19 protein-coding genes are annotated in these 20,156 nt (G+C 59.8%); 15 read left to right on the top strand and 4 right to left on the bottom strand.

The features are described from left to right. Positions 1-2 precede the first annotated feature (2 nt). The 6 genes from BLR63_RS13975 (at position 3) to BLR63_RS13950 (ending at position 6,161) form a co-directional block, all read left to right on the top strand. On the top strand, positions 3-965 hold the full coding sequence (locus tag BLR63_RS13975; RefSeq protein WP_231998171.1) for an NAD-dependent epimerase/dehydratase family protein: 963 nt from the start codon (positions 3-5) through the stop codon (positions 963-965). A gap of 17 nt (positions 966-982) precedes the next feature. Beyond that, entirely contained in the window at positions 983-2,011 is a 1,029-nt protein-coding gene (locus tag BLR63_RS13970) for an MraY family glycosyltransferase (RefSeq protein ID WP_408003387.1), read from the top strand. A gap of 57 nt (positions 2,012-2,068) precedes the next feature. After that, a complete protein-coding gene (locus BLR63_RS13965) occupies positions 2,069-4,066 on the top strand; it encodes a polysaccharide biosynthesis protein (RefSeq protein ID WP_162097539.1) in 1,998 nt (665 codons plus the stop codon). A gap of 112 nt (positions 4,067-4,178) precedes the next feature. After that, positions 4,179-4,511: a ComEA family DNA-binding protein gene (locus BLR63_RS13960; protein WP_010566526.1), complete on the top strand. Its 333-nt coding sequence runs from the start codon at positions 4,179-4,181 to the stop codon at positions 4,509-4,511. A 142-nt stretch (positions 4,512-4,653) separates the two neighbouring features. Continuing rightward, complete coding sequence (locus BLR63_RS13955) at positions 4,654-5,298, top strand: GntR family transcriptional regulator (protein ID WP_042947258.1); 645 nt, start codon at positions 4,654-4,656, stop codon at positions 5,296-5,298. A gap of 14 nt (positions 5,299-5,312) precedes the next feature. Then, positions 5,313-6,161 carry an urea carboxylase-associated family protein gene (locus BLR63_RS13950; protein WP_010566528.1) on the top strand — a complete coding sequence of 283 codons (849 nt, stop codon included), beginning with the start codon at positions 5,313-5,315 and terminating at the stop codon, positions 6,159-6,161. An 8-nt stretch (positions 6,162-6,169) separates the two neighbouring features. On the opposite strand, the gene BLR63_RS13945 is transcribed toward BLR63_RS13950, so the two are convergent. Next, a complete protein-coding gene (locus BLR63_RS13945) occupies positions 6,170-6,328 on the bottom strand; it encodes a DUF2897 family protein (RefSeq protein ID WP_010566529.1) in 159 nt (52 codons plus the stop codon). A gap of 111 nt (positions 6,329-6,439) precedes the next feature. After that, entirely contained in the window at positions 6,440-7,804 is a 1,365-nt protein-coding gene (gene eat, locus BLR63_RS13940; protein ID WP_010566530.1) for an ethanolamine permease, read from the bottom strand. A 411-nt stretch (positions 7,805-8,215) separates the two neighbouring features. On the opposite strand from eat, the gene kdpF reads away from it, so the two are divergent. From kdpF to BLR63_RS13910, 6 genes are all read left to right on the top strand, one after another. After that, positions 8,216-8,305 carry a K(+)-transporting ATPase subunit F gene (kdpF, locus tag BLR63_RS13935; RefSeq protein WP_003218754.1) on the top strand — a complete coding sequence of 30 codons (90 nt, stop codon included), beginning with the start codon at positions 8,216-8,218 and terminating at the stop codon, positions 8,303-8,305. Positions 8,306-8,315: 10 nt separating this feature from the next. Further along, a complete protein-coding gene (kdpA, locus tag BLR63_RS13930; RefSeq protein WP_010566531.1) occupies positions 8,316-10,010 on the top strand; it encodes a potassium-transporting ATPase subunit KdpA in 1,695 nt (564 codons plus the stop codon). 9 nt (positions 10,011-10,019) lie between these two features. Then, a complete protein-coding gene (kdpB, locus tag BLR63_RS13925) occupies positions 10,020-12,083 on the top strand; it encodes a potassium-transporting ATPase subunit KdpB (RefSeq protein WP_042947259.1) in 2,064 nt (687 codons plus the stop codon). Between the two features lie 25 nt (positions 12,084-12,108). Then, positions 12,109-12,654 (top strand): potassium-transporting ATPase subunit KdpC, encoded by a 546-nt coding sequence (kdpC, locus tag BLR63_RS13920; RefSeq protein ID WP_010566533.1) that lies wholly within the window; start codon positions 12,109-12,111, stop codon positions 12,652-12,654. Positions 12,655-12,798: 144 nt separating this feature from the next. After that, positions 12,799-15,450, top strand: coding sequence for a sensor histidine kinase (locus tag BLR63_RS13915; protein ID WP_010566534.1), 2,652 nt, complete (start codon positions 12,799-12,801; stop codon positions 15,448-15,450). Between the two features lie 142 nt (positions 15,451-15,592). Further along, the gene (locus BLR63_RS13910) at positions 15,593-16,288 is read left to right on the top strand and encodes a response regulator (RefSeq protein WP_010566535.1); all 696 of its coding nucleotides are present in this window, start codon (positions 15,593-15,595) and stop codon (positions 16,286-16,288) included. A 123-nt stretch (positions 16,289-16,411) separates the two neighbouring features. On the opposite strand, the gene BLR63_RS13905 is transcribed toward BLR63_RS13910, so the two are convergent. Continuing rightward, positions 16,412-17,449 carry a patatin-like phospholipase family protein gene (locus tag BLR63_RS13905; protein ID WP_010566536.1) on the bottom strand — a complete coding sequence of 346 codons (1,038 nt, stop codon included), beginning with the start codon at positions 17,447-17,449 and terminating at the stop codon, positions 16,412-16,414. 217 nt (positions 17,450-17,666) lie between these two features. On the opposite strand from BLR63_RS13905, the gene BLR63_RS13900 reads away from it, so the two are divergent. The 3 genes from BLR63_RS13900 to BLR63_RS13890 all read left to right on the top strand — a co-directional run bounded on the left by BLR63_RS13900 (position 17,667) and on the right by BLR63_RS13890 (position 19,677). Further along, positions 17,667-17,945, top strand: a complete 279-nt coding sequence (locus tag BLR63_RS13900; RefSeq protein ID WP_010566537.1) for a hypothetical protein — start codon at positions 17,667-17,669, stop codon at positions 17,943-17,945. 82 nt (positions 17,946-18,027) lie between these two features. Next, entirely contained in the window at positions 18,028-18,789 is a 762-nt protein-coding gene (locus BLR63_RS13895; protein ID WP_010566538.1) for a CHAD domain-containing protein, read from the top strand. A gap of 90 nt (positions 18,790-18,879) precedes the next feature. Next, complete coding sequence (locus BLR63_RS13890) at positions 18,880-19,677, top strand: acyl-CoA thioesterase (RefSeq protein WP_010566539.1); 798 nt, start codon at positions 18,880-18,882, stop codon at positions 19,675-19,677. Between the two features lie 3 nt (positions 19,678-19,680). On the opposite strand, the gene BLR63_RS13885 is transcribed toward BLR63_RS13890, so the two are convergent. Continuing rightward, positions 19,681-20,043 (bottom strand): Mpo1-like protein, encoded by a 363-nt coding sequence (locus BLR63_RS13885; RefSeq protein ID WP_010566540.1) that lies wholly within the window; start codon positions 20,041-20,043, stop codon positions 19,681-19,683. Positions 20,044-20,156: the final 113 nt, after the last annotated feature.

Genomic DNA, 20,156 nt, shown 5'->3' with positions numbered 1-20,156 from the left:
CTGTGAATAAGGTCTTGCTCACCGGTGCGACTGGGTTTGTCGGTTCGGCGCTCTTGGCTCATTTGCAAAAGCAGGTGAGTCATACTGTGGCTATTGCCTCCCGTTCTGAACATGTGAGGATTGAGCGTGGTTGTCAGATGTTCAATCTTGGCGAATTTGGCGCGCAAACGAACTGGCAACCCGCGCTGGGGGGCGTTGGCTGTGTGATTCATATGGCAGGGCGGGCTCACGTTCTGACACAGGAAGCGAATGCCCTCGAGCTATTCCGAGAGGCCAATGCGCGGGCGACGCTGAACCTGGCCACTCAGGCCGCCGCTCAGGGTGTAAAGCGTTTTATCTTTATCAGCTCAATTGGCGTGAATGGGGCCTATACCGTCGATCTTCCTTTCTCCGAGTCCTCCGAGCCTGCGCCTAACGCAGATTACGCGATCTCCAAACAGGAGGCGGAAGTAGGGCTATTACAGCTCGCCCAGACTACTGAGATGGACGTGGTGATCATTCGGCCTCCCTTGGTGTATGCCGCCCATGCACCCGGAAACTTTCGCCGGCTACTCAAGCTAGTCCATTCAGGTATCCCTTTGCCTTTTGGTCGCGTTAATAACAGCAGAAGCATGATTGCCTTGGAAAATCTTGTTGATTTCATCTCCCTTTGTATAAATCACCCTGCTGCGGCCAATCAGATTTTTCTAACGTCAGATGGTGTTGATTTTTCCACGGGGCAAATGATCAGGCTTTTGGCCCAGGGCATGGGCCGAAAAGCGGCCTTGGTCCCATTTCCAATGTCGTTGCTGAACATGTCTGCGAAGCTATTGGGGAAGCAGGGGGTCTATACCCAATTGTGCGGATCCCTGCAAATCGACACTTCCAAAGCCAGACAGCTGCTTGGCTGGACGCCGCCCATGGCAGCTGAGGCAGCAATGATCAGGGCTGGGGAAGAGTTCAATAACCGCATCGTCGGTTCGTAAAGCGTTTGGAGTATCGAGTGATGATTTGGCTTTTTTTTATTGTGACTGGCGGCATTTCGCTGCTGCTGACAAGTGCTCTACGACGATACGCACTTGCTAAAAGCCTGATAGATGTACCCAACGCGCGCAGTTCCCACACGGTTCCCACACCTCGTGGCGGCGGTGTGGCGATCGTGGTGAGCTTCTTGTTCTTATTACCTGTTCTTGCGATATCTTCGCTTTTATCTTGGCCGTTCACCTGGGGGCTGTTAGGTGCCGGCGCGGGCATCGCAGTACTGGGGTTCCTCGATGATCACGGTCATATCGCAGCACGATGGCGGCTGCTTGGGCATTTCAGTGCCGCCGTTTGGGCACTTTTCTGGATGAGAGGAGCACCCCCTCTCTCGGTCATGGGCACCACATTTGATATGGGCTGGGTTGGCATCGTGCTGGCGATGCTCTACTTGGTCTGGATGCTTAACCTGTACAACTTCATGGATGGAATCGACGGACTCGCCAGTCTTGAGGCTATTTTTGTTTGCTTGAGTGCCGCGTTGATCTACGCGTTGATGGGGCTCGGCGCTCTGGCCTGGGCGCCCTTGCTATTGTCATTCGCGGTCGCTGGCTTTTTGTATTGGAATTTCCCGCCGGCGAAGATTTTCATGGGGGATGCCGGCAGTGGTTTTCTCGGCGTGACACTGGGCATTTTTTCCTTGCAAGCGGCCTGGGCTTCTCCTTCGCTTATTTGGGTTTGGGTGATTCTGATGGGGGTGTTTATAGTGGATGCCACCTTTACACTGATCCGGCGCCTTGTTCGCGGAGATAAAGTCTATGAAGCCCACCGCAGTCATGCCTACCAGTATGCTTCTCGAAAGTACGGTCGTCATTTACCGGTAACCTTGGCGGTTGGTTTGGTGAACGTGGTCTGGCTGCTGCCCATTGCATTGTGTGTTGCCTTGCTTGGATTGGATGGCGTCATGGGCGTGATAATTGCTTATATTCCGCTAGTCATGTTAGCCAGAATGTTTCGTGCGGGTGCCGTTGAGAAAATTGACCCACTGCAATAAGTCGCTGGTCTATTTAGTCATTGTGCTTTTTTGTTTTGCAGCACCTGTTTGGAGGTAATTATGGATATGTTACGGACCTATTTGTTGGGCCTGCCTCGTCGGTATAAACGATTTATCCAAGTAATGACAGACATCGTGCTCGTTTGGTTTGCACTCTGGATGGCTTTTCTTGTGCGTCTGGGGATCGACGACATGATCAATCCTATCCGTATGCACCTCTGGCTCTTTCTCTCCGCGCCGCTGATCGCCATTCCCCTGTTTGTCCGTTTTGGTATGTACCGCGCCGTCATGCGTTATTTTGGCAACGACGCGTTGATCGCAATTATCAAGGCCGTGAGCCTGTCATCTTTGATATTGGCATTGGTTGTTTATTGGTACAGCAACCACCAGACCGTGGTGCCACGCTCGATCATTTTCAATTATTGGTGGCTCAGTCTTATTACCATCGGAGGTCTGCGTCTGGCAATGCGTCAGTATTTTTTGGGTGACTGGTTCACTGCCGCGCAACACGTACCGTTCACCAGTCGCGACAATGGTCTGCCTAAAGTCGCCATCTACGGCGCTGGTTCTGCGGGTAACCAGTTGGTTGCTGCTTTACGCATGGGGCGCGTGATGCGCCCCGTTGCGTTTATTGACGATGACGTGAGTATTTCTGACCGTGTTATTTCGGGGCTTCAGGTGTATAAGCCCAAAAATATTCAACGCATGATCGATGTAACGGGAGCCGAGGAAATCTTGCTTGCAATTCCGTCCTCAAATCGTGGCAGACGCCGTGAGATCCTTGGTTTTCTTGAAGGGTTTCCTCTTCACGTGCGAAGTGTCCCTGGTTTCATGGATTTAGCCAGCGGCCGAGTCAAGGTTGATGATATCCAAGAAGTCGATATTGCTGACCTGCTAGGGCGTGACGCGGTCCCGGCTCAAGGGGATTTGCTCGAGCGCTGCATCGTAGGGCAAAGCGTTTTGGTTACGGGGGCCGGCGGCTCTATTGGCTCCGAATTGTGCCGTCAGATCTTATCTCTACGGCCGACGACTCTGCTGCTGTTTGAACATAGTGAATTCAACCTTTACAGCATTCTTTCTGAACTTGAACAACGAGTTGTGCGCGAGTCGTTGTCGGTCAATATTTTGCCGATTCTGGGCTCCGTTCGTAATCAGCCCAAACTGCTGGACGTCATGAAAACCTGGCGTGTGGACACTGTCTACCACGCAGCTGCTTATAAGCATGTACCGATGGTTGAGCACAACATTGCCGAAGGTGTGTTGAATAATGTTATTGGTACGCTCAGCACCGCGCAGGCCGCGTTGCAGGCGGGAGTAGCCAACTTCGTCCTGATTTCCACCGATAAGGCAGTGCGCCCGACCAATGTGATGGGCAGCACCAAGCGCTTGGCCGAGCTTACGTTACAGGCGCTCAGTCGTGAATTGGCTCCCGTGTTGTTTGGTGATAGGGCCAACGTGTCACATGTCAACAAAACCCGCTTTACGATGGTTCGCTTCGGCAATGTATTGGGCTCGTCGGGCTCAGTTATTCCGCTATTCCATAAGCAGATTAAATCCGGTGGCCCTTTGACGGTTACCCACCCCAAAATCACCCGCTACTTCATGACCATCCCCGAAGCCGCGCAGCTGGTTATCCAGGCTGGCTCAATGGGGCAGGGTGGTGATGTGTTTGTACTCGATATGGGCGAACCAGTAAAGATTGTCGAGCTAGCTGAAAAAATGGTCCATCTTTCCGGCCTCAGCGTCCGCTCCGACAAGAACCCTCACGGCGACATCGCCATCGAATTCACCGGCCTACGCCCCGGCGAAAAGCTTTACGAAGAGTTACTCATTGGTGACAACGTAGTCGCCACCCAGCACCCCATGATCATGAGTGCTAACGAGGACCATCTCTCCTGGGACGTGCTCAAGAGCAAGCTGGCCGAGCTGTTGGCCGCGGTCGATGAGGACGATTACACCCGCGTCCGCCAACTCCTGCGCGACACAGTCAGCGGCTATACTCCCGATGGCGAAATAGTCGACTGGATCTACCAGCAGCGCCGTCTTGAACCATGATTTAACACTCTGTTACTCAAGCATTTTTGACGAATTCCCACCATCGCCTAAGTTTGAAAAGCAGCTTCGGAAAAGCTGCTTTTTTCTCTTACCAATGTCATGGAGCGTCACAATGCAAAACACCTACATCACCTCCCTAATCTTCGCCTTCCTCACCACGCTCTCGGTCACCACCACTGCAGCGCCGTCCATCAAACCCGAGGCGCCGACCCCCATCACGGTTCAAATGCCTGTGGCCGAGCAATCCGCCAAGGTTAATTTGAACGCCGCTGATGCTGAAACCCTGCGTCGCGATCTGTTCGGGATTGGTGTGGCCAAGGCGAAGGCGATCGTCGCTTATCGCGAAAGTAATGGTCCGTTTACGGCAGTGGATGAGTTGTTGGAGGTGAAAGGTATCGGCAAGGCGTTGCTGGAGAAGAACCGCGACAGGTTGGCGCTGAATTAAGGGGGACGAGGAGGCCGGTCATTGACCGGCCTTTTTTTCGTCTGAGTCCTGCGGATTCAGACGTTTATGCCTCGGGCTTGGGGCGTTGGCATGAAAAGTGATTACTCTACCTACGAGATTGTTCAACAATCGTGAGGTAACAATGACACTCAGTTTGTCTCTTGCCGACCAAATCGCTCTTGAGCTTCGGGCCGATATCATCGCCGGACGGCTCTTGCCGGGGATGGCGTTGATCGAAGCAGAGCTGGTCAAGGCCTACAACGCGTCGCGCAATACCATCCGTGAAGCGTTGCACCGTTTGGGCCAGGAAGGGCTGACGCGCTATGTGCGCAATAAGGGCGTGATGGTCCGCCGCTTGGAGCGGGATGAGGTGCGGGATTTGTTTGTCGTCCGTCGCACTCTTGAGTTGCAGGCCATTGCCCAAAGCGGTGCGCTTAGCCAAGACCAAGCCGAACGCATGCAAAACGCTATCGACGCCACCACCCTGGCTCGGGAGCGTGAAGACTGGCGTGCGGTCGCCACTCACAGCTTGGTGTTTCACCAACAAATCGTCAGCTTGATGGGCAGTCCGCTGTTCGATGAGTTTTTCGCCCAGGTCATTGCGCAACTGCGCCTGGTGTTTTGCGCTGCGCCCGACGAGCAACGGTTCCAGTCGCCCTGGCTGGAGCGTGATCGAGAGATTTACCAACTACTGGTCCAAGAGGATAAACCGGCGGCAGGGGAGGCGATGAGCCTGTACCTGGATGATTCGGAGCGTCTGTCGTTGGCCCTATTTACCCATCCCTGATCGAGGCCCCTACCATGTACAAAGACTATCCGGCCGCTTACCAAGTCAGCAAAGGTTCGGCATTGCAGGTCGATACGGCGTTTTATGAGCGGATTCGTGACCGAAAAGAGCAACGCACGCTGATTGAGCAGTTCGAAGTACCGATCCGCACGGGTAGGGCATGGAAGGTGCCGGCGGGGCATGTGTTTCGTGTCACTACGCCGGTGGGGCCGCAGGTCGGGGACTTCAATGTGTGGAACGCCAATGACCCCCGCGAGCGCCTGTGGGCGGCGCGCACCCGCCAATTGCAGGGCGCCCATGTCAGCACTCATGACCGTCTGTGGTCGAACCTGCCCTTTCTGCGGCCTTTGGTCACCATCACCGATGACAGTTTGGCCAGTTATGGCATCGACGAGCATGGTGGACGCCTGCACGATTTGCTTGGCACGCGTTGCGACCCCTATGTGAACCGCATGCTTACCGGTGAGGACTTCCATCATCATTGCCACTCGAACCTGACCCGTGCGGTCTTACCTCATGGTCTGACGGAGTTCGACGTGCATGACGTGCTGAATATTTTCCAGTGCACCGGCCTGAATCACGACGACATGTATTTCATGAAGGCCTGTCCGGCGGAGAAAGGCGATTACCTGGAGTTTTTTGCCGAAATTGATTTGCTGTGCGCGCTGTCGACGTGCCCAGGCGGCGATCTGTCGCTGCCGATGTGGGGGCCGGATGCGCAAGACCCATTGACGGTCTGTCGGCCGCTGGGGGTTGAGATCTACCAGGTGGATGAGGCGTTACTCAACGGCTGGAGCCAGCCGGAACGTGCTGCCTATAAGGGGCAGCACGGGTTGCAGATTGCCAAGGCGGCTTGGGAGTAACCCAAGGCTCAGCGATCCTTGGCATCCGCCTGGGCGTTACGCTCGGCCACGCGCTTGCGTTGTTCGTCGGTGAGTTCCACTTTGTTGGCGCTGTCACGCAGCATCATCAGCCCACCGACGATCGACCCGATCGCGACCACTAAAATCAACCATGCATACCACGGCATAAGGCTCTCCTTGAGGCAGATTGCCGTGGGAGAATTTTCCCACGGGAATAACTGCTTTGAGTAACGGGCTTTCTTACTAGTTCAGTGTAGGCCCGTTCTGCCTCCAGTAGATCAGAGCCCGGTCAACATCGCATCCGCGGGTGCGTCGGCGCGGTCTTGGGCGGTCATCTGGAAGTAGATGAAGCCCACTGCCATGAAGCCCAGGAAGATCAGCCCGATCAGTGCGTTGAACCAGGCCATGGCGACCAGGCACACCAAGGCCAGTACCAACGCAATGCCCGGCACGATCGGGTAGCCCGGTGCGCGGAAGGTGCGTTCCAGCGACGGTTCGGTCTTACGCAGTTTGAACAGGCTGAGCATGCTCATGATGTACATCACGATGGCGCCGAATACCGCCATGGTGATCATCGCCGCAGTCAACGTCATGCCGCCCAGGTTGATCAGGCCGTCGCTGTAGATCGCGGCAATGCCGACCACGCCACCGGCGATGATTGCCCGGTGGGGTGTCTGAAAGCGTGACAGTTTGGCCAGGAAAGACGGCAGGTAGCCGGCGCGAGCCAGGGCGAAGAATTGGCGTGAGTAGCCAAGGATAATGCCGTGGAAACTCGCCACCAGGCCGAACAGGCCGATCCACACCAACATGTGCAGCCAGCCGGAGCTTTCGCCCACCACGGTTTTCATCGCTTGGGGCAGTGGGTCGTTGATGTTCGAGAGGGCGCGCCAGTCGCCTACGCCGCCGGCGAAGAACATCACGCCCATGGCCAGGATCACCAAGGTCAGGATGCCGCTGATGTAGGCCTTTGGAATGGTGCGTTTCGGATCTTTGGCTTCCTCGGCCGCCATGGCCGCGCCTTCGATGGCAAGGAAGAACCAGATGGCAAAGGGAATCGCCGCGAAAATGCCGGCAATCGCCGGGGCGCCGAAGGTGTCGGAACCGGCCCAGCCATTCAGTGCGAAATTGCTGAAGCTGAATGCCGGAGCGACCACACCCATAAACACCAGCAGTTCGGCAACGGCGAGCACGCACACCACCAGCTCGAAGGTGGCAGCGAGTTTCACGCCGAGGATGTTCAGGCCCATGAAGACGATATAGGCGCCGACGGCCGCGTGTTTCGGGTCCAGTGCGGGGAACTGCACGTTCAGATACGCGCCGATGGCCAAGGCAATCGCGGGCGGGGCGAAGACAAATTCGATCAGTGTCGCGAGACCGGCGATCAAGCCGCCTTTTTCACCAAAGGCGCGACGGCTGTAGGCAAACGGCCCACCGGCATGAGGAATCGCAGTAGTGAGCTCGGTGAAACTGAAGATAAAGCAGGTATACATCGCCGCCACCATCAGCGAGGTGACTAAAAAGCCCAAGGTCCCTGCCACGCCCCAGCCGTAGCTCCAGCCGAAGTACTCCCCGGAAATCACCAGCCCGACCGCAATGCCCCATAAATGCAGGGTGCCCAAGGTGGGTTTGAGTTGTGTGTTCATTGTGCTGCTCTCCCTGAACCGTTTGGAATGATTCAAGGTGTTGCAGCGGCCATGCCAGCCTGAGAATCATTGTCGTAAAGCCGCGCAACTGTCGTGTGGGGGATGGTTTGGCGTTTGAAATTCCCCGGCGTCGCACCAGATAGGTGCGGCGGTGACGGTGCCGACGCTATCGGGAGCAAGCCCCCTCCCACATGTTGACCGTATTCCAAGGATGTATCCGGTCCAGATGTGGGAGGGGGCTTGCTCCCGATAGCGCCCGCCCAGACGCTTGAACCCCCGTATAACCTGCGCATAAACCCATTCTTTACGCCATCTTTACGCCCCACCCACCCCCTCGCTCTCGTTCCTTTACGCCACTCCTGCGGACAATTGCCCCACACGCGGCACTCGCCGCTAAACGGAGAGACTTCCATGAGCGTTCTGGACGGGGTGTCACTGCTATTGGCAGTGGCGCTGTTCATTTATCTGCTGGTTGCGCTGTTACGCGCGGATCGGAACTAGGGAGCAGGCTATGCACAGTTATGACTATTGGCTGATCATCGCCTTCTTCGCGATGGTGCTGGTGCCCGCGCCGTTCCTCGGGCGGTTCTATTACAAGGTGATGGAGGGCCAGCGCACCTGGCTGACCCCGGTGTTGGGGCCTGTCGAAAGAGCCTGTTATCGCGTGTCCGGTGTCGACGCTCATGAGGAACAGAGCTGGCAGAAATACGTGCTGGCCTTGCTCGCGTTCAACCTCGCGGGCTTTTTGTTGTTGTTCGCGATCCTGTTGTTCCAGGGCAGCCTCCCCCTGAATCCGCAGAAGTTGCCAGGCCTGGAATGGACTCTGGCCTTCAACACCGCAGTCAGTTTCATCACCAACACCAACTGGCAGTCCTACAGCGGTGAGGCGTCCCTGAGTTACCTCAGCCAGATGGTCGGCCTCACTGTGCAGAACTTCGTCAGCGCGGCCACCGGGTTGGCCGTCCTGGTCGCTTTGTGCCGTGGGATCGGTCGCAAATCCACTAAGACACTGGGTAACTTCTGGGTCGACATGACCCGTGCCACCCTTTATGGCCTGTTGCCGTTGTGCCTGGTGCTGGCGCTGTTCCTGGTGTGGCAGGGTGTGCCGCAAACCTTCGCCCATTACGTCGATGCCGTGACGATGCAGGGCGCGGACCAGGTGATTCCCCTCGGCCCGGCGGCCAGCCAGATTGCGATCAAGCAATTGGGCACCAATGGCGGTGGCTTCTTCGGTGTCAACTCGGCGCACCCGTTTGAAGATCCGACGGCCTGGACCAACCTGTTTGAGCTGGTCTCGATCATCCTGATCCCGGTGGCGCTGGTATTTACCTTTGGCCACTACGTGAAGGATCTGCGTCAGAGCCGCGCCATCCTCGGCTGCATGCTGGCACTGTTCCTGATCGGCGGCGCGACCTCGCTGTGGGCCGAGTATCAGCCCAACCCGGCGCTGAATAACCCGGTCGTGGAGCAGGCCGCACCGCTGGAAGGCAAGGAAGCGCGCTTCGGCACAACCGGCACCGTGCTGTGGTCGGTGACCACCACCGCAGCGTCCAACGGTTCGGTCAATGGCATGCACGATAGCCTTAACCCCCTCAGCGGGATGGTGGCGCTGGTCAACATGATGGTCGGCGAAGTGATCTTCGGCGGCGTCGGCGCCGGTATGTACGGGATGTTGCTCAACGTGTTGATCGCGGTGTTCCTCGCCGGCCTGATGATCGGACGCACGCCGGAATACCTGGGCAAGAAACTCCAGGCCAAGGAAGTGCAATTGCTGGTCGTGACCCTGATGGTGATGCCGATCGGTGTACTGGTGCTCGGCGCCATCGCCGCCAGCCTGCCTGGACCGGCCGGTGCCATCAGCAATCCCGGTCCCCATGGGTTCAGTCAGTTGCTGTATGCGTACACCTCGGCCAGTGCCAACAACGGCTCGGCGTTCGCCGGCTTCAGTGCCAATACCCCGTTCCACAACCTGATGTTGGGCCTGGGCATGTTGATTGGCCGCTTCGGTTACATCCTCCCGGTACTGGCCCTGGCCGGCAGCCTGGCGATGAAAAAGACCGCACCGATTGGCCAGAACAGCTTCCCCACCCATGGCCCGCTGTTCGTGGCCCTGTTGACCGTGACCATTTTGCTGGTGGGCGGCCTGACCTTCCTGCCGACGCTGGCACTGGGCCCCATTGCTGAACACCTGAGCATGGGCTTCTGATTAAGGGATATGAAAATGAATATGCCTGCAAAAAACGCGGCCCCGGTCAAATCCCAGGAGTCCGCCAAAACCGCCATCTCCGCCCTGTGGCGCCCGGCGCTGGTCCAGGCTTTCGTCAAGCTGGACCCCCGCCAGTTGCAACGCTCGCCGGTGATGCTGGTGGTCGAGCTGACCGCCATCCTCACTACCGTGCTGTGCTTTGTGCCCGATACCGCCGTGCCCACCTTTGTCGCGGTGCAAATCGCCGTGTGGTTGTGGTTCACCGTGCTGTTCGCCAACTTCGCCGAAGCCTTGGCCGAAGGGCGTGGCAAGGCCCGTGCCGACAGCCTCAAGGCCGGTAGCGAAGGTCTGAGTGCACGTCGCAGGGAAGCCGATGGCAGCTTCAAGGTCGTGCCGGCCACCGGCCTGCGCAAAGGTGATGTGGTGCGCGTTGCCGCCGGGGAAATGATCCCGGGCGACGGCGAGGTCATCGAAGGTATCGCAGCGGTCAACGAAGCGGCGATCACCGGCGAGTCCGCGCCAGTAATCCGCGAATCCGGCGGCGACCGCTCGGCTGTCACCGGCAACACCCGCCTGGTCTCGGACTGGCTGTTGATCCGCATCACCGCCAACCCCGGCGAGTCCACCCTGGATCGCATGATCGCCCTGGTGGAAGGCGCCAAACGCCAGAAAACCCCCAACGAAGTGGCGCTGGATATCCTGCTGATCGGCCTGACCCTGATCTTCCTGCTGGTGGTCGTGACCTTGCAGCCGTTTGCCCACTTCGCGAATGGCAGCTTGCCGTTGGTGTTCCTGGTCGCACTGCTGGTGACGCTGATTCCTACCACCATCGGCGGCTTGTTATCGGCCATCGGTATCGCCGGCATGGATCGCCTGGTGCGCCTCAATGTGATCGCCAAGTCCGGTCGCGCCGTGGAAGCGGCGGGTGACGTGCATGTGTTGCTGCTGGACAAGACCGGCACCATCACCTTTGGTAACCGTCGCTGTGCGGCGGTGGTCGCGGCTCCCGGTGTGAGCGGCAGGGAGTTGGCCGAGGGGGCGCTGCTGGCGTCCCTGGCCGATGACACTGCGGAAGGCAAGTCCATCGTCGAATACCTGCGCGCCCTGCACCCGCAGGCCGAGCCCTCCCTGGATGAATTGACCGTCGTGCCGTTCAGTGCCGAAACCCGTTTGTCCGGGGTCGACTATCAAGGCCGTGTTTTGCGCAAAGGCGCCGTGGACTCGCTGATGGCCTTTATCGGCCAACCACGCAGCGAACTGCCAGCGGCGTTGTCGCGGGAAGTCGACAAGATTGCCCAGAGCGGCGGCACGCCGTTGCTGGTGTGCGCCGATGGCAAGTTGCTCGGTGCGATTCATCTGAAGGACGTTGTCAAGCCCGGTATTCGCGAGCGTTTTGCCGAACTGCGCAAGCTGGGCATCCGCACCGTGATGGTCACCGGCGACAACCCGTTGACGGCCGCCGCGATTGCCGCTGAAGCGGGCGTGGACGACGTGTTGGCCGAAGCCACTCCGGAGAAAAAACTCGCACGCATCCGCCACGAACAGAACGACGGTCGCCTGGTAGCGATGTGCGGCGACGGCGCCAACGATGCGCCAGCGCTGGCCCAGGCGGACGTCGGCATGGCGATGAACGACGGCACCCAGGCCGCCCGTGAAGCGGCCAACATGGTCGATCTCGACAGCGACCCGACCAAGCTGCTGGACGTGGTGCAGATCGGCAAGGAACTGCTGGTGACGCGCGGCGCGCTGACCACCTTTTCCATCGCCAACGACGTGGCCAAGTATTTCGCGATCCTGCCGGCGTTGTTCGCCTCGATCTATCCGCAACTGGGCGTGCTCAACGTGATGCACCTGCAGAGCCCGCAGAGCGCGATTCTGTCGGCCATCGTGTTCAACGCGCTGATCATTGTGGTGCTGATCCCTCTGGCCCTGCGCGGTGTGCGTGTGCAGGCGGCGAATGCGGCGGCGCTGCTGCGGCGCAACCTGCTGATCTACGGGTTGGGCGGGATTCTGGTGCCGTTCGTGGGTATCAAGGCGATCGACATGCTGCTGACCGCGCTGCACCTGGTGTAAATCCAACTGATTCGAGGAGTCTGAAATGTCCACTATGATCCGCCCGGCCCTGAGCCTGCTGGTGCTCATGACCCTGATCACCGGCGTGGCCTACCCACTGGTGGTTACCGGTGTCGCCCAAGTCGCTTTTCCCGAGCAGGCCAATGGCAGCCTGGTGCACGACGCCAGCGGCAAGGTGCGCGGCTCCAGCCTGATCGCCCAGGACTTTACCGGTGACAGCTGGTTCCATCCGCGCCCTTCGGCCGGCGCATTCGCGACTGTCTCCAGCAGCGCGAGTAACCTGGGCCCAAGCAACCCGGCATTGGCTACCCGCGTGTTCGATGACGCCAATAAACAGCAGGTGCCAGGCCAGGGCCCGGTGCCGTTGGTGTCGCTCACTACCTCCGGCAGTGGTCTTGATCCACACTTGCCACCCCAGGCGATTGCCTATCAACTGGCGCGAGTGGCCGCCGCACGGAATGTGCCGGTGTCCACACTGCAACGCTTGCTGGATGAGCACACCGAAAGCCCGCTGGTGGGCCCGCCGGTGGTGAATGTGCTGGCGCTGAACATGGCGCTGGAAAAACTGTAACCCTTTGTGGGAGCGGGCTTACTCGCGAAAGCGGTCTGTCAGTAACAGATCTTCTGCCTGATACACCGCTTTCGCGAGCAAGCCCGCTCCCACATTGGAGCTTCAGTGGGCTTAATACCTAAACACCTGAAGGAACCGTAAAGCATGAGCGACTCCGGCCGCGCCGATGCCCTGTTAGCCGATCTGCCCCGCAACGGCCGTGGCCGGCTCAAAGTCTTCCTCGGCGCCGCGCCGGGTGTGGGCAAGACCTACGCCATGCTCCAGGCCGCCCACACCCAACTGCGCCAGGGCGTCAAAGTGATCGCCGGCGTGGTCGAAACCCATGGCCGCGCCGAGACAGAAGCCTTGCTCAGCGGCCTGCCGCAACAACCGCTGCTGCGCAGCGAATACCGCGGCGTGATGCTTGAAGAGATGGACCTCGACGGCCTGCTCGCCGCCAAGCCCAAGCTGGTGCTGGTGGACGAGTTGGCCCACAGCAACGCCCCCGGTAGCCGCCATGAAAAGCGCTGGCAGGATATTCAGGAACTGCTCGACGCCGGCATCAATGTGTTCACCACGGTCAACGTCCAGCATCTGGAAAGTCTGAACGATCAGGTGCGCGGGATTACCGGTGTGCAGGTGCGTGAAACCCTTCCGGACTGGGTGCTGCAAGAAGCCGACGAACTGCTGCTGATCGACCTGCCGTCCCGCGAACTGCTCGAGCGCCTGCGCGATGGCAAGGTCTACGTGCCTGAACAGGCCCGGGCAGCCATCGATGCGTTCTTCACCCAGACCAACCTGATGGCCCTGCGCGAACTGGCGATGCAAACCGCCGCCGCCCACGTCGACGACGATTTGGCCCAAGGCTATCGCCAGCTCGGCCAAGCCGCGCCGGCGGTGCGCGGTCGCTTGCTGGTGGGCGTGGACGGCGATGCCCAAGCCGAACGCCTGGTGCGCCATGCCAGCCGCGTCGCCCAGCGCCGGCATTTGCCGTGGAGCCTGGTGCATATCGATAACGGCCGCGCGGTCGACGAGCAATCGCGCCTGCGTCTGCAAAACGCCCAGCAACTGGCCGAGCGCCTGGGTGGCGAAGTGGTGCTGTTGCGTGCCGGGGAGGTGGCCAAGACATTGATCCAGCATGCCGTCGAACGCCGCGCCAGCCTGCTGCTGGTGGGACAGTCGCGGATGCGCTGGCGGCGGCGTCTGTTTGGCGGCGGCTTGGCAATGCGCTTGCTGCGCCATGCGCGGGGCCTGGAAATCAGCGTGCTCGACAGCGATGACATCCCCGCAGCGCCGCGCCTGCCGGATGTGCGTGGGTTGGTCTGGTTCGACTACGCCCTGGCGGTAGTCGCGACCATCGTCGCCGCCGCCGTGGCCTGGGCCGTATCCAGCGTATTGCCGCTGCCGAACATCTCCCTGGTGTTTCTCGCCGCCGTGCTGCTGGTGGCGGTGCGCAGCAGCCTGGGCCCGTCGCTGGTGTGTGCGGCGTTGTCTTTCCTGACTTACGACTTCCTGTTTATCCCACCGAGATTTTCCTTCGCCATCCAGCGCGAAGAAGACGTGCTGACCCTGTTGTTTTTCCTGCTGATGGCGGCCCTGACCGGCAACCTCGCCGCACGACAACGCCGACAGTTGCAGGCGCTGCGCGACACTCAGGAAGAAACCAGCGAACTGCTCGACTTGTCGCGCAAACTCACCGCCGCCACCGATCGCCAGGCGGTGATCAGTGCGGCGGCGCACCACCTGGAAGGCTGGAGCGACCTGGATCTGTGTCTGGTCAATCGCGACGGCCAGGGCGGTTGGAAAGTCGAGACCGGCGGCCCGTTGACCTTCACCGAAGCCGAGCGCGCCGCCGCCGATTGGGCCTGGCAGCACGACCAGCCGGCGGGCAAGGGTACCGGCACCTTGCCCTTTGGGCGCTGGTGGTGGTGGCCGCTGTCGGGCGAAGACGGGCCGTTGGGCCTGCTCGGCGTCAGCGCGAAACCGGGGCTGGAACTGAGCGGCCAGCGCCGTCGCCTGCTGACCGCGTTGAGTCAACCGCTGGCCCAGGCGCTGGCACGCGCCCAGCTGGCGCAGGATTTGGAGTCGGCGCGCCTGCACGGCGAAACCGAGCAATTGCGCAGCGCCTTGCTGGCCTCGGTGTCCCATGATTTGCGCACGCCGCTGACGTCCATGCGGGGCAGCATCGACAGCCTGCTGGCGCTCGGCGAAGCCATTCCCCTGGAAGATCGCCGCGAATTGCTCGAAGGCACTCGCGATGAGGCCGAGCGTCTGGACCGCTATATCCAGAACCTGCTGGACATGACGCGCCTGGGCCACGGCGCGCTGAAGCTGGCACGGGACTGGGTGTCGCCTGGCGATATCGTCGGCAGCGCCCTCGGTCGTTTACGTGCGGTGCTGGCGCCGTTGCAGGTGAGCACCGATGTGCCACCTGAGCTACCGTTGCTGTATGTGCATGCGGCGTTGATCGAACAGGCGCTGGTCAATGTGCTGGAAAACGCGGCGCGCTTTTCGCCGCCCCATGGCCGATTGCAGCTGAGCGCCGGCGTATCGGGCAACCAGCTGTTTTTCGCCGTGGCCGATGAGGGGCCGGGGATTCCCGAGGATGAGCGTGCAAAGATCTTCGATATGTTCTATACCGCAGCTCGTGGCGATCGCGGCGGACAGGGCACGGGCCTCGGCCTGGCGATCTGTCAGGGCATGGTCGGTGCCCACGGTGGGCATATCAAAGTGGCCGATGGCATTGAAGGACGCGGTACTTGCATCACCTTGTTCCTGCCGTTGCCGACGCAGCCTGGCTTGGAACGTGATATGTAGGCGCGAGCGCGCTGGCGAAGTTCTGTAACGAGAATGATGACATTCTGAATACACGCGGTGCCCTTGTATCTCGCGCGAGCCAGAACCACGCGTCCGCCCTCGCTTCTACAATGAGTTGTTACATGGATTTTGATGGGACCCCATGAGCCAGACCGCGACGATTTTAGTCATTGATGACGAACCGCAGATCCGCAAATTCCTGCGCATCAGCCTGGCCTCCCAGGGCTACAAGGTGATCGAAGCCAGCACTGGCAACGAAGGACTGGCCCAGGCGGCGTTGAGCAAGCCGGATTTGCTGGTGCTCGACCTTGGCCTGCCGGATATGGACGGGCATCAGGTGCTGCGTGAATTTCGTGAGTGGTCGACGGTGCCGGTGCTGGTGCTGTCGGTACGCGCCAGCGAAGTGCAGAAGGTCGAGGCCCTCGACGGCGGTGCCAATGACTACGTGACCAAACCCTTCGGTATCCAGGAGTTTCTGGCCAGGGTGCGCGCGTTGCTGCGGCAGGCGCCAGCGGGGGAGGTCCAGGAAGCGGCCTTGCGGTTCGGGCCGTTGACGGTGGACCTGGCCTATCGGCGCGTACTGTTGGACGGTGCCGAAGTGGCGCTGACCCGCAAGGAATACGCAGTGCTGGCACAACTGGCGCGCCATCCTGGGCGGGTGATCACCCAGCAGCAACTGCTCAAGGACATCTGGGGGCCGACCCACACCGAAGACAGCCATTACCTGCGCATCGTCGTGGGCCACTTGCGCCAGAAACTGGCGGATGATCCGACCCAGCCACGCTTTATCGTGACCGAGGCGGGGGTAGGGTATCGATTGCTGGAGGCTCAGGCCTGATGGGGCTTTATCGGGGCGGGGGGGCCTATCGCGAGCAAGCCCGCACACATTTTGATCTGTGAACGCAATCTAACTGTGGGAGCGGGCTTGCTCGCGATAGGACCATTGGCCACACCCCCCATCTCAGCGTTGCTCACTCTCATACCGATCCAACGTATCACTGGCAATTTCCCGCCCCAGGGCGATCAATTCCGGCGCCTTGTAGAACTCGAAAAACCGGCACACCCGCTTCGGTACGTTGATCAGGATATCCGGCGGGTAACCGGCGATCTTGTACTGCGCCAGCGACGTCTGCATCACCTCGAAGCTCTGGTTGATCAGGTCCAGCAATGACGCCGGGCCGACGTTATCAATGATGAACGAACCGGTGGCCGACTTCGGGGCCCCGGGCTTTTCCGGTGCGGCGGCGGGTTGCTGGGATTCGGGTTCCGCCGATTCCAGCCATGGGTTGATCTCCGCCGCCTGGGCCTGCAAGGCTTCCTGTTCCAGCTTTATTAGCTGCTCGGCTTGCTTGCGTCGAAACGGCAGGTGCGAGCCCAATGACTTCGCCAGGCTGTTGAAACGGCTCTTGAAGGCTGGCGGGCGTTGGATCACCGGCAATTGGTAGTGCTTCTGGTTGGTGGCATTGAGATTGACCGCGATGATCAAGTCGCAATGGCTGGACACCACCGGCACGATAGGCAACGGGTTGAGCAAGCCACCGTCCACCAGCATGCGATTGCCTTGCATCACCGGGGTGAACAGGCTGGGAATCGCCGCCGAGGCACGCATGGCCTGGTGCAGACAGCCCTCCTGGAACCAGATTTCCTGTTGGTTGGTCAGGTCGGTGGCGACGGCGGTATAGGGGATGCGCAGTTCTTCGATATTGATTTCGCCGACGATCTTGCGGATCTGCCCGAACACCTTCTCGCCGCGAATCGCGCCAAGGCGAAAACTCACGTCCACCAGGCGCAGCACGTCGAGGTAGTCGAGGCTTTCGATCCAGTTGCGATACTCGTCCAGCTTGCCGGCGGCATAAATCCCGCCCACTACGGCGCCCATGGAACAGCCGGCGACACAGGCGATGTCATAGCCGCGTCGTTCGATTTCCTCGATCACCCCGATATGGGCGTAGCCACGGGCCCCGCCAGAGCCCAGTACCAAGGCAACACGTTTCTTCATGGTCGATGTCCTTCACTGAGCAGGCGTCCACAATGCACCTATTGAGGGGGCCGCTTCAATCTTCGTGAAACGTGTAATATTTTTCCAGAATAGCGACTAGGCTCGGGTATGCTCTGGCAATAGGCGCTTCTGATTTCAGGCTGTGGACAAGGCACTTTTCCTTGTAGGCAACGTCTACACCGTACGACTGTGTTTCTTTAATTTTGAGGTGTCATCGATGAAAGCCTGGATGTGTGTGCCTGTGATCCTGTTGGCCCTGGCCGGTTGCGCCGGGAAAACGGCGTACCGCGACAGCTGCGGCACGCAATTGGACGCAGCCTGGAAAGAGCTGGACCTGGCCAAGGCCGAAGGTTTTGCCGGTACCGTGAGTTACTCCAAGGCGTTGTCCCTGTTGACTGGCGCCAAGACCCAGCAGCAGTTTGAAGCGTTTGAAGGCTGTTCCAACAAGGCCGAGAAAGCGCGGTTCTATATTCGTGAGTCGCGCGCCGGTCGTTGATCCGTAGCCGTTGCCAAGAGCAACGAGGTGGCGTCAGCGATCTTGAGTACCGCAGGGTTTTTCATTGTCTGGGGAGGAAGGGATGTCAGCTTTGGTCGATCAGCTAGTCGCTCAAGTCATTGGACTGGAAGTAGGGTTACTGAGCTGCCAGGCTCGCCTCGCCGCCGTCACCGACGATGAAGCCCTGCACGATTTGCGCACTACCGTGCGCCGCCTGCGCAGCTTGTTGCGCCCCTTGCGCGGGTTGCCGGGGGTGGAACAGCTTGAATCGGCCGCCAGCACGGTCGGTCAGCTGACCACGCCGCTGCGTGACCGCGAGGTCCTGGCGGCGTATTTGTATCAGCATGGTCATCAGGACGCCGCAGATCGTCGCCTGCGCCTGCAACCTGAGACCTATCGCCGGGTTGCACAAAGCCCTGAGCTGGCGCAACTGCTGCAAATCCTCGATGCGTTTCCGCGTTTTATCCGCGCCTGCGAACACCAGAAACTGCTCAAGGGCCTGCGCCGACGCATCAAGAAACGTCTGAGCAAGCAATGGCAGAAGCTCGATGACGCACTGCAGGACCCCAGCCATGACCGTCACCGTCTGCGTCTGTTGATCAAGCGCGTGCGTTATGCCGCCGAAGCCTATCCCGAACTGGACAAGCTCCCCGCCAAGTCCCTGTTACACCTGAAGAAAGCCCAGGCGGCACTGGGTGATTGGCATGACTGCTGGCAGTGGTTGGCCCAGGCCGAGCATCAAGCCGATCTACAGCCCTGTGTCGGGGTGTGGCATCGCACCATGGCTGAGGCGGAAGGGCAGGCGGATCGGGCGTTGGACAAACTCAGCGGTGATTGTTTCTAAACTGGTCCGGTTTTTGGCTGGAATGGGCGCTGTACCTGACTGGCGGCATGGTTAAGATCCATCATCCGTTTCGTTTGATGTGAGGTCGCCATGCGCTTTAGTGATTTGCTCGACGCTGTCCGTAGCAACCCGCTGGATGTCACCATTCCCGCCGAATGGGCCCAGGGTCGTGCCACATTTGGTGGCCTGGTCGCCGCCTTGCAGTACGAAGCGTTGCGCGCCCGGGTCCCAGCGGATCGTCCGTTACGCTCGCTGGCGATTACCTTTGTCGGCCCGGTGGCTGCCGATGTCCCGGCCCATTATCAAGTCGAAGTGCTGCGCGAAGGCAAGGCGGTCAGCCAGTTGCTCGGTCGCGTGGTGCAGGACGGTGAAGTGGCGACACTGGTCCAGGCCAGCTTCGGCGCATCCCGCGAGTCTGAGATCGATGTGGCGAGCGAACCACCACCGGTGTTCAAACACTGGGATGAATGCCAGGAACTGCCCTATATCAAGGGTGTTACACCGGAGTTCATGCGCCATCTTGCGATGCGCTGGAGCGTTGGTGGCCTGCCGTTTACCGGCAATAAGTCGCGCGAGATGGGCGGTTGGGTTCGGTTGCGCGGGGATGTGAAGGAAGAGCCTCTGACCGAGGCCCATATCCTCGCCTTGGTGGATGCCTGGCCGCCGGCCTTGTTGCCGCACCTGAAAAAACCGGCACCGGGCAGCACCCTGACCTGGACCATCGAATTCATCCAACCGCTTCAGGACCTGACGACCCTCGACTGGTGCCAATACCACGTCACCATCGAACACGCCCGCGACGGCTACGGCCATGCCGCCGCTGCACTGTGGAGCCCGACCGGCGAGCTGATCGCCATCAGCCGCCAGACCGTGGTGGTCTTCGCCTGACCCTCAGTGCCGGTGGCGCTGACGCCAGGCCCGCCACCAGCCGCCGCTCAACACAAAGCGCGGAAAGGTCACGAACTGCTCGACCACCAGGCGCTGCACTGCATCTTTGCGATCACTGAACGGCTCACTGGCCTGGGCTTCCAGGCTATGACCATGACGCTGCAATGCCAGGCCGGCGAGAATACCGACAACACCCACGGCGAAACTGGCCAGGCTCAGGCTGAACACGCCGGACACTATCAACAGAAAGCCGATGATAAACAGCGGCACGGCAATCAGGTGCAACGCCAGGTTGGTCGGGTGCTGATGGTTTTGCGGGTAGTTACGCCATTGCCAGGCGGGGAGATTGGGATGACGTTTGCCCATGATGGTGAATCCTCTGTCCGTTGAAACAACATGGACAGAGTTTAGGTGGGGTTGGGTGGGGCGGCGAATTGGGGCTGGCTATGGGGGTGATAGGCACCCGGAGTCAACTACGG

Origin of the sequence: Pseudomonas extremaustralis (assembly GCF_900102035.1) — a bacterium.
Classification (GTDB): Bacteria; Pseudomonadota; Gammaproteobacteria; order Pseudomonadales; family Pseudomonadaceae; genus Aquipseudomonas; species Aquipseudomonas extremaustralis.
This window is presented reverse-complemented; position numbering and strand designations above follow the sequence as displayed.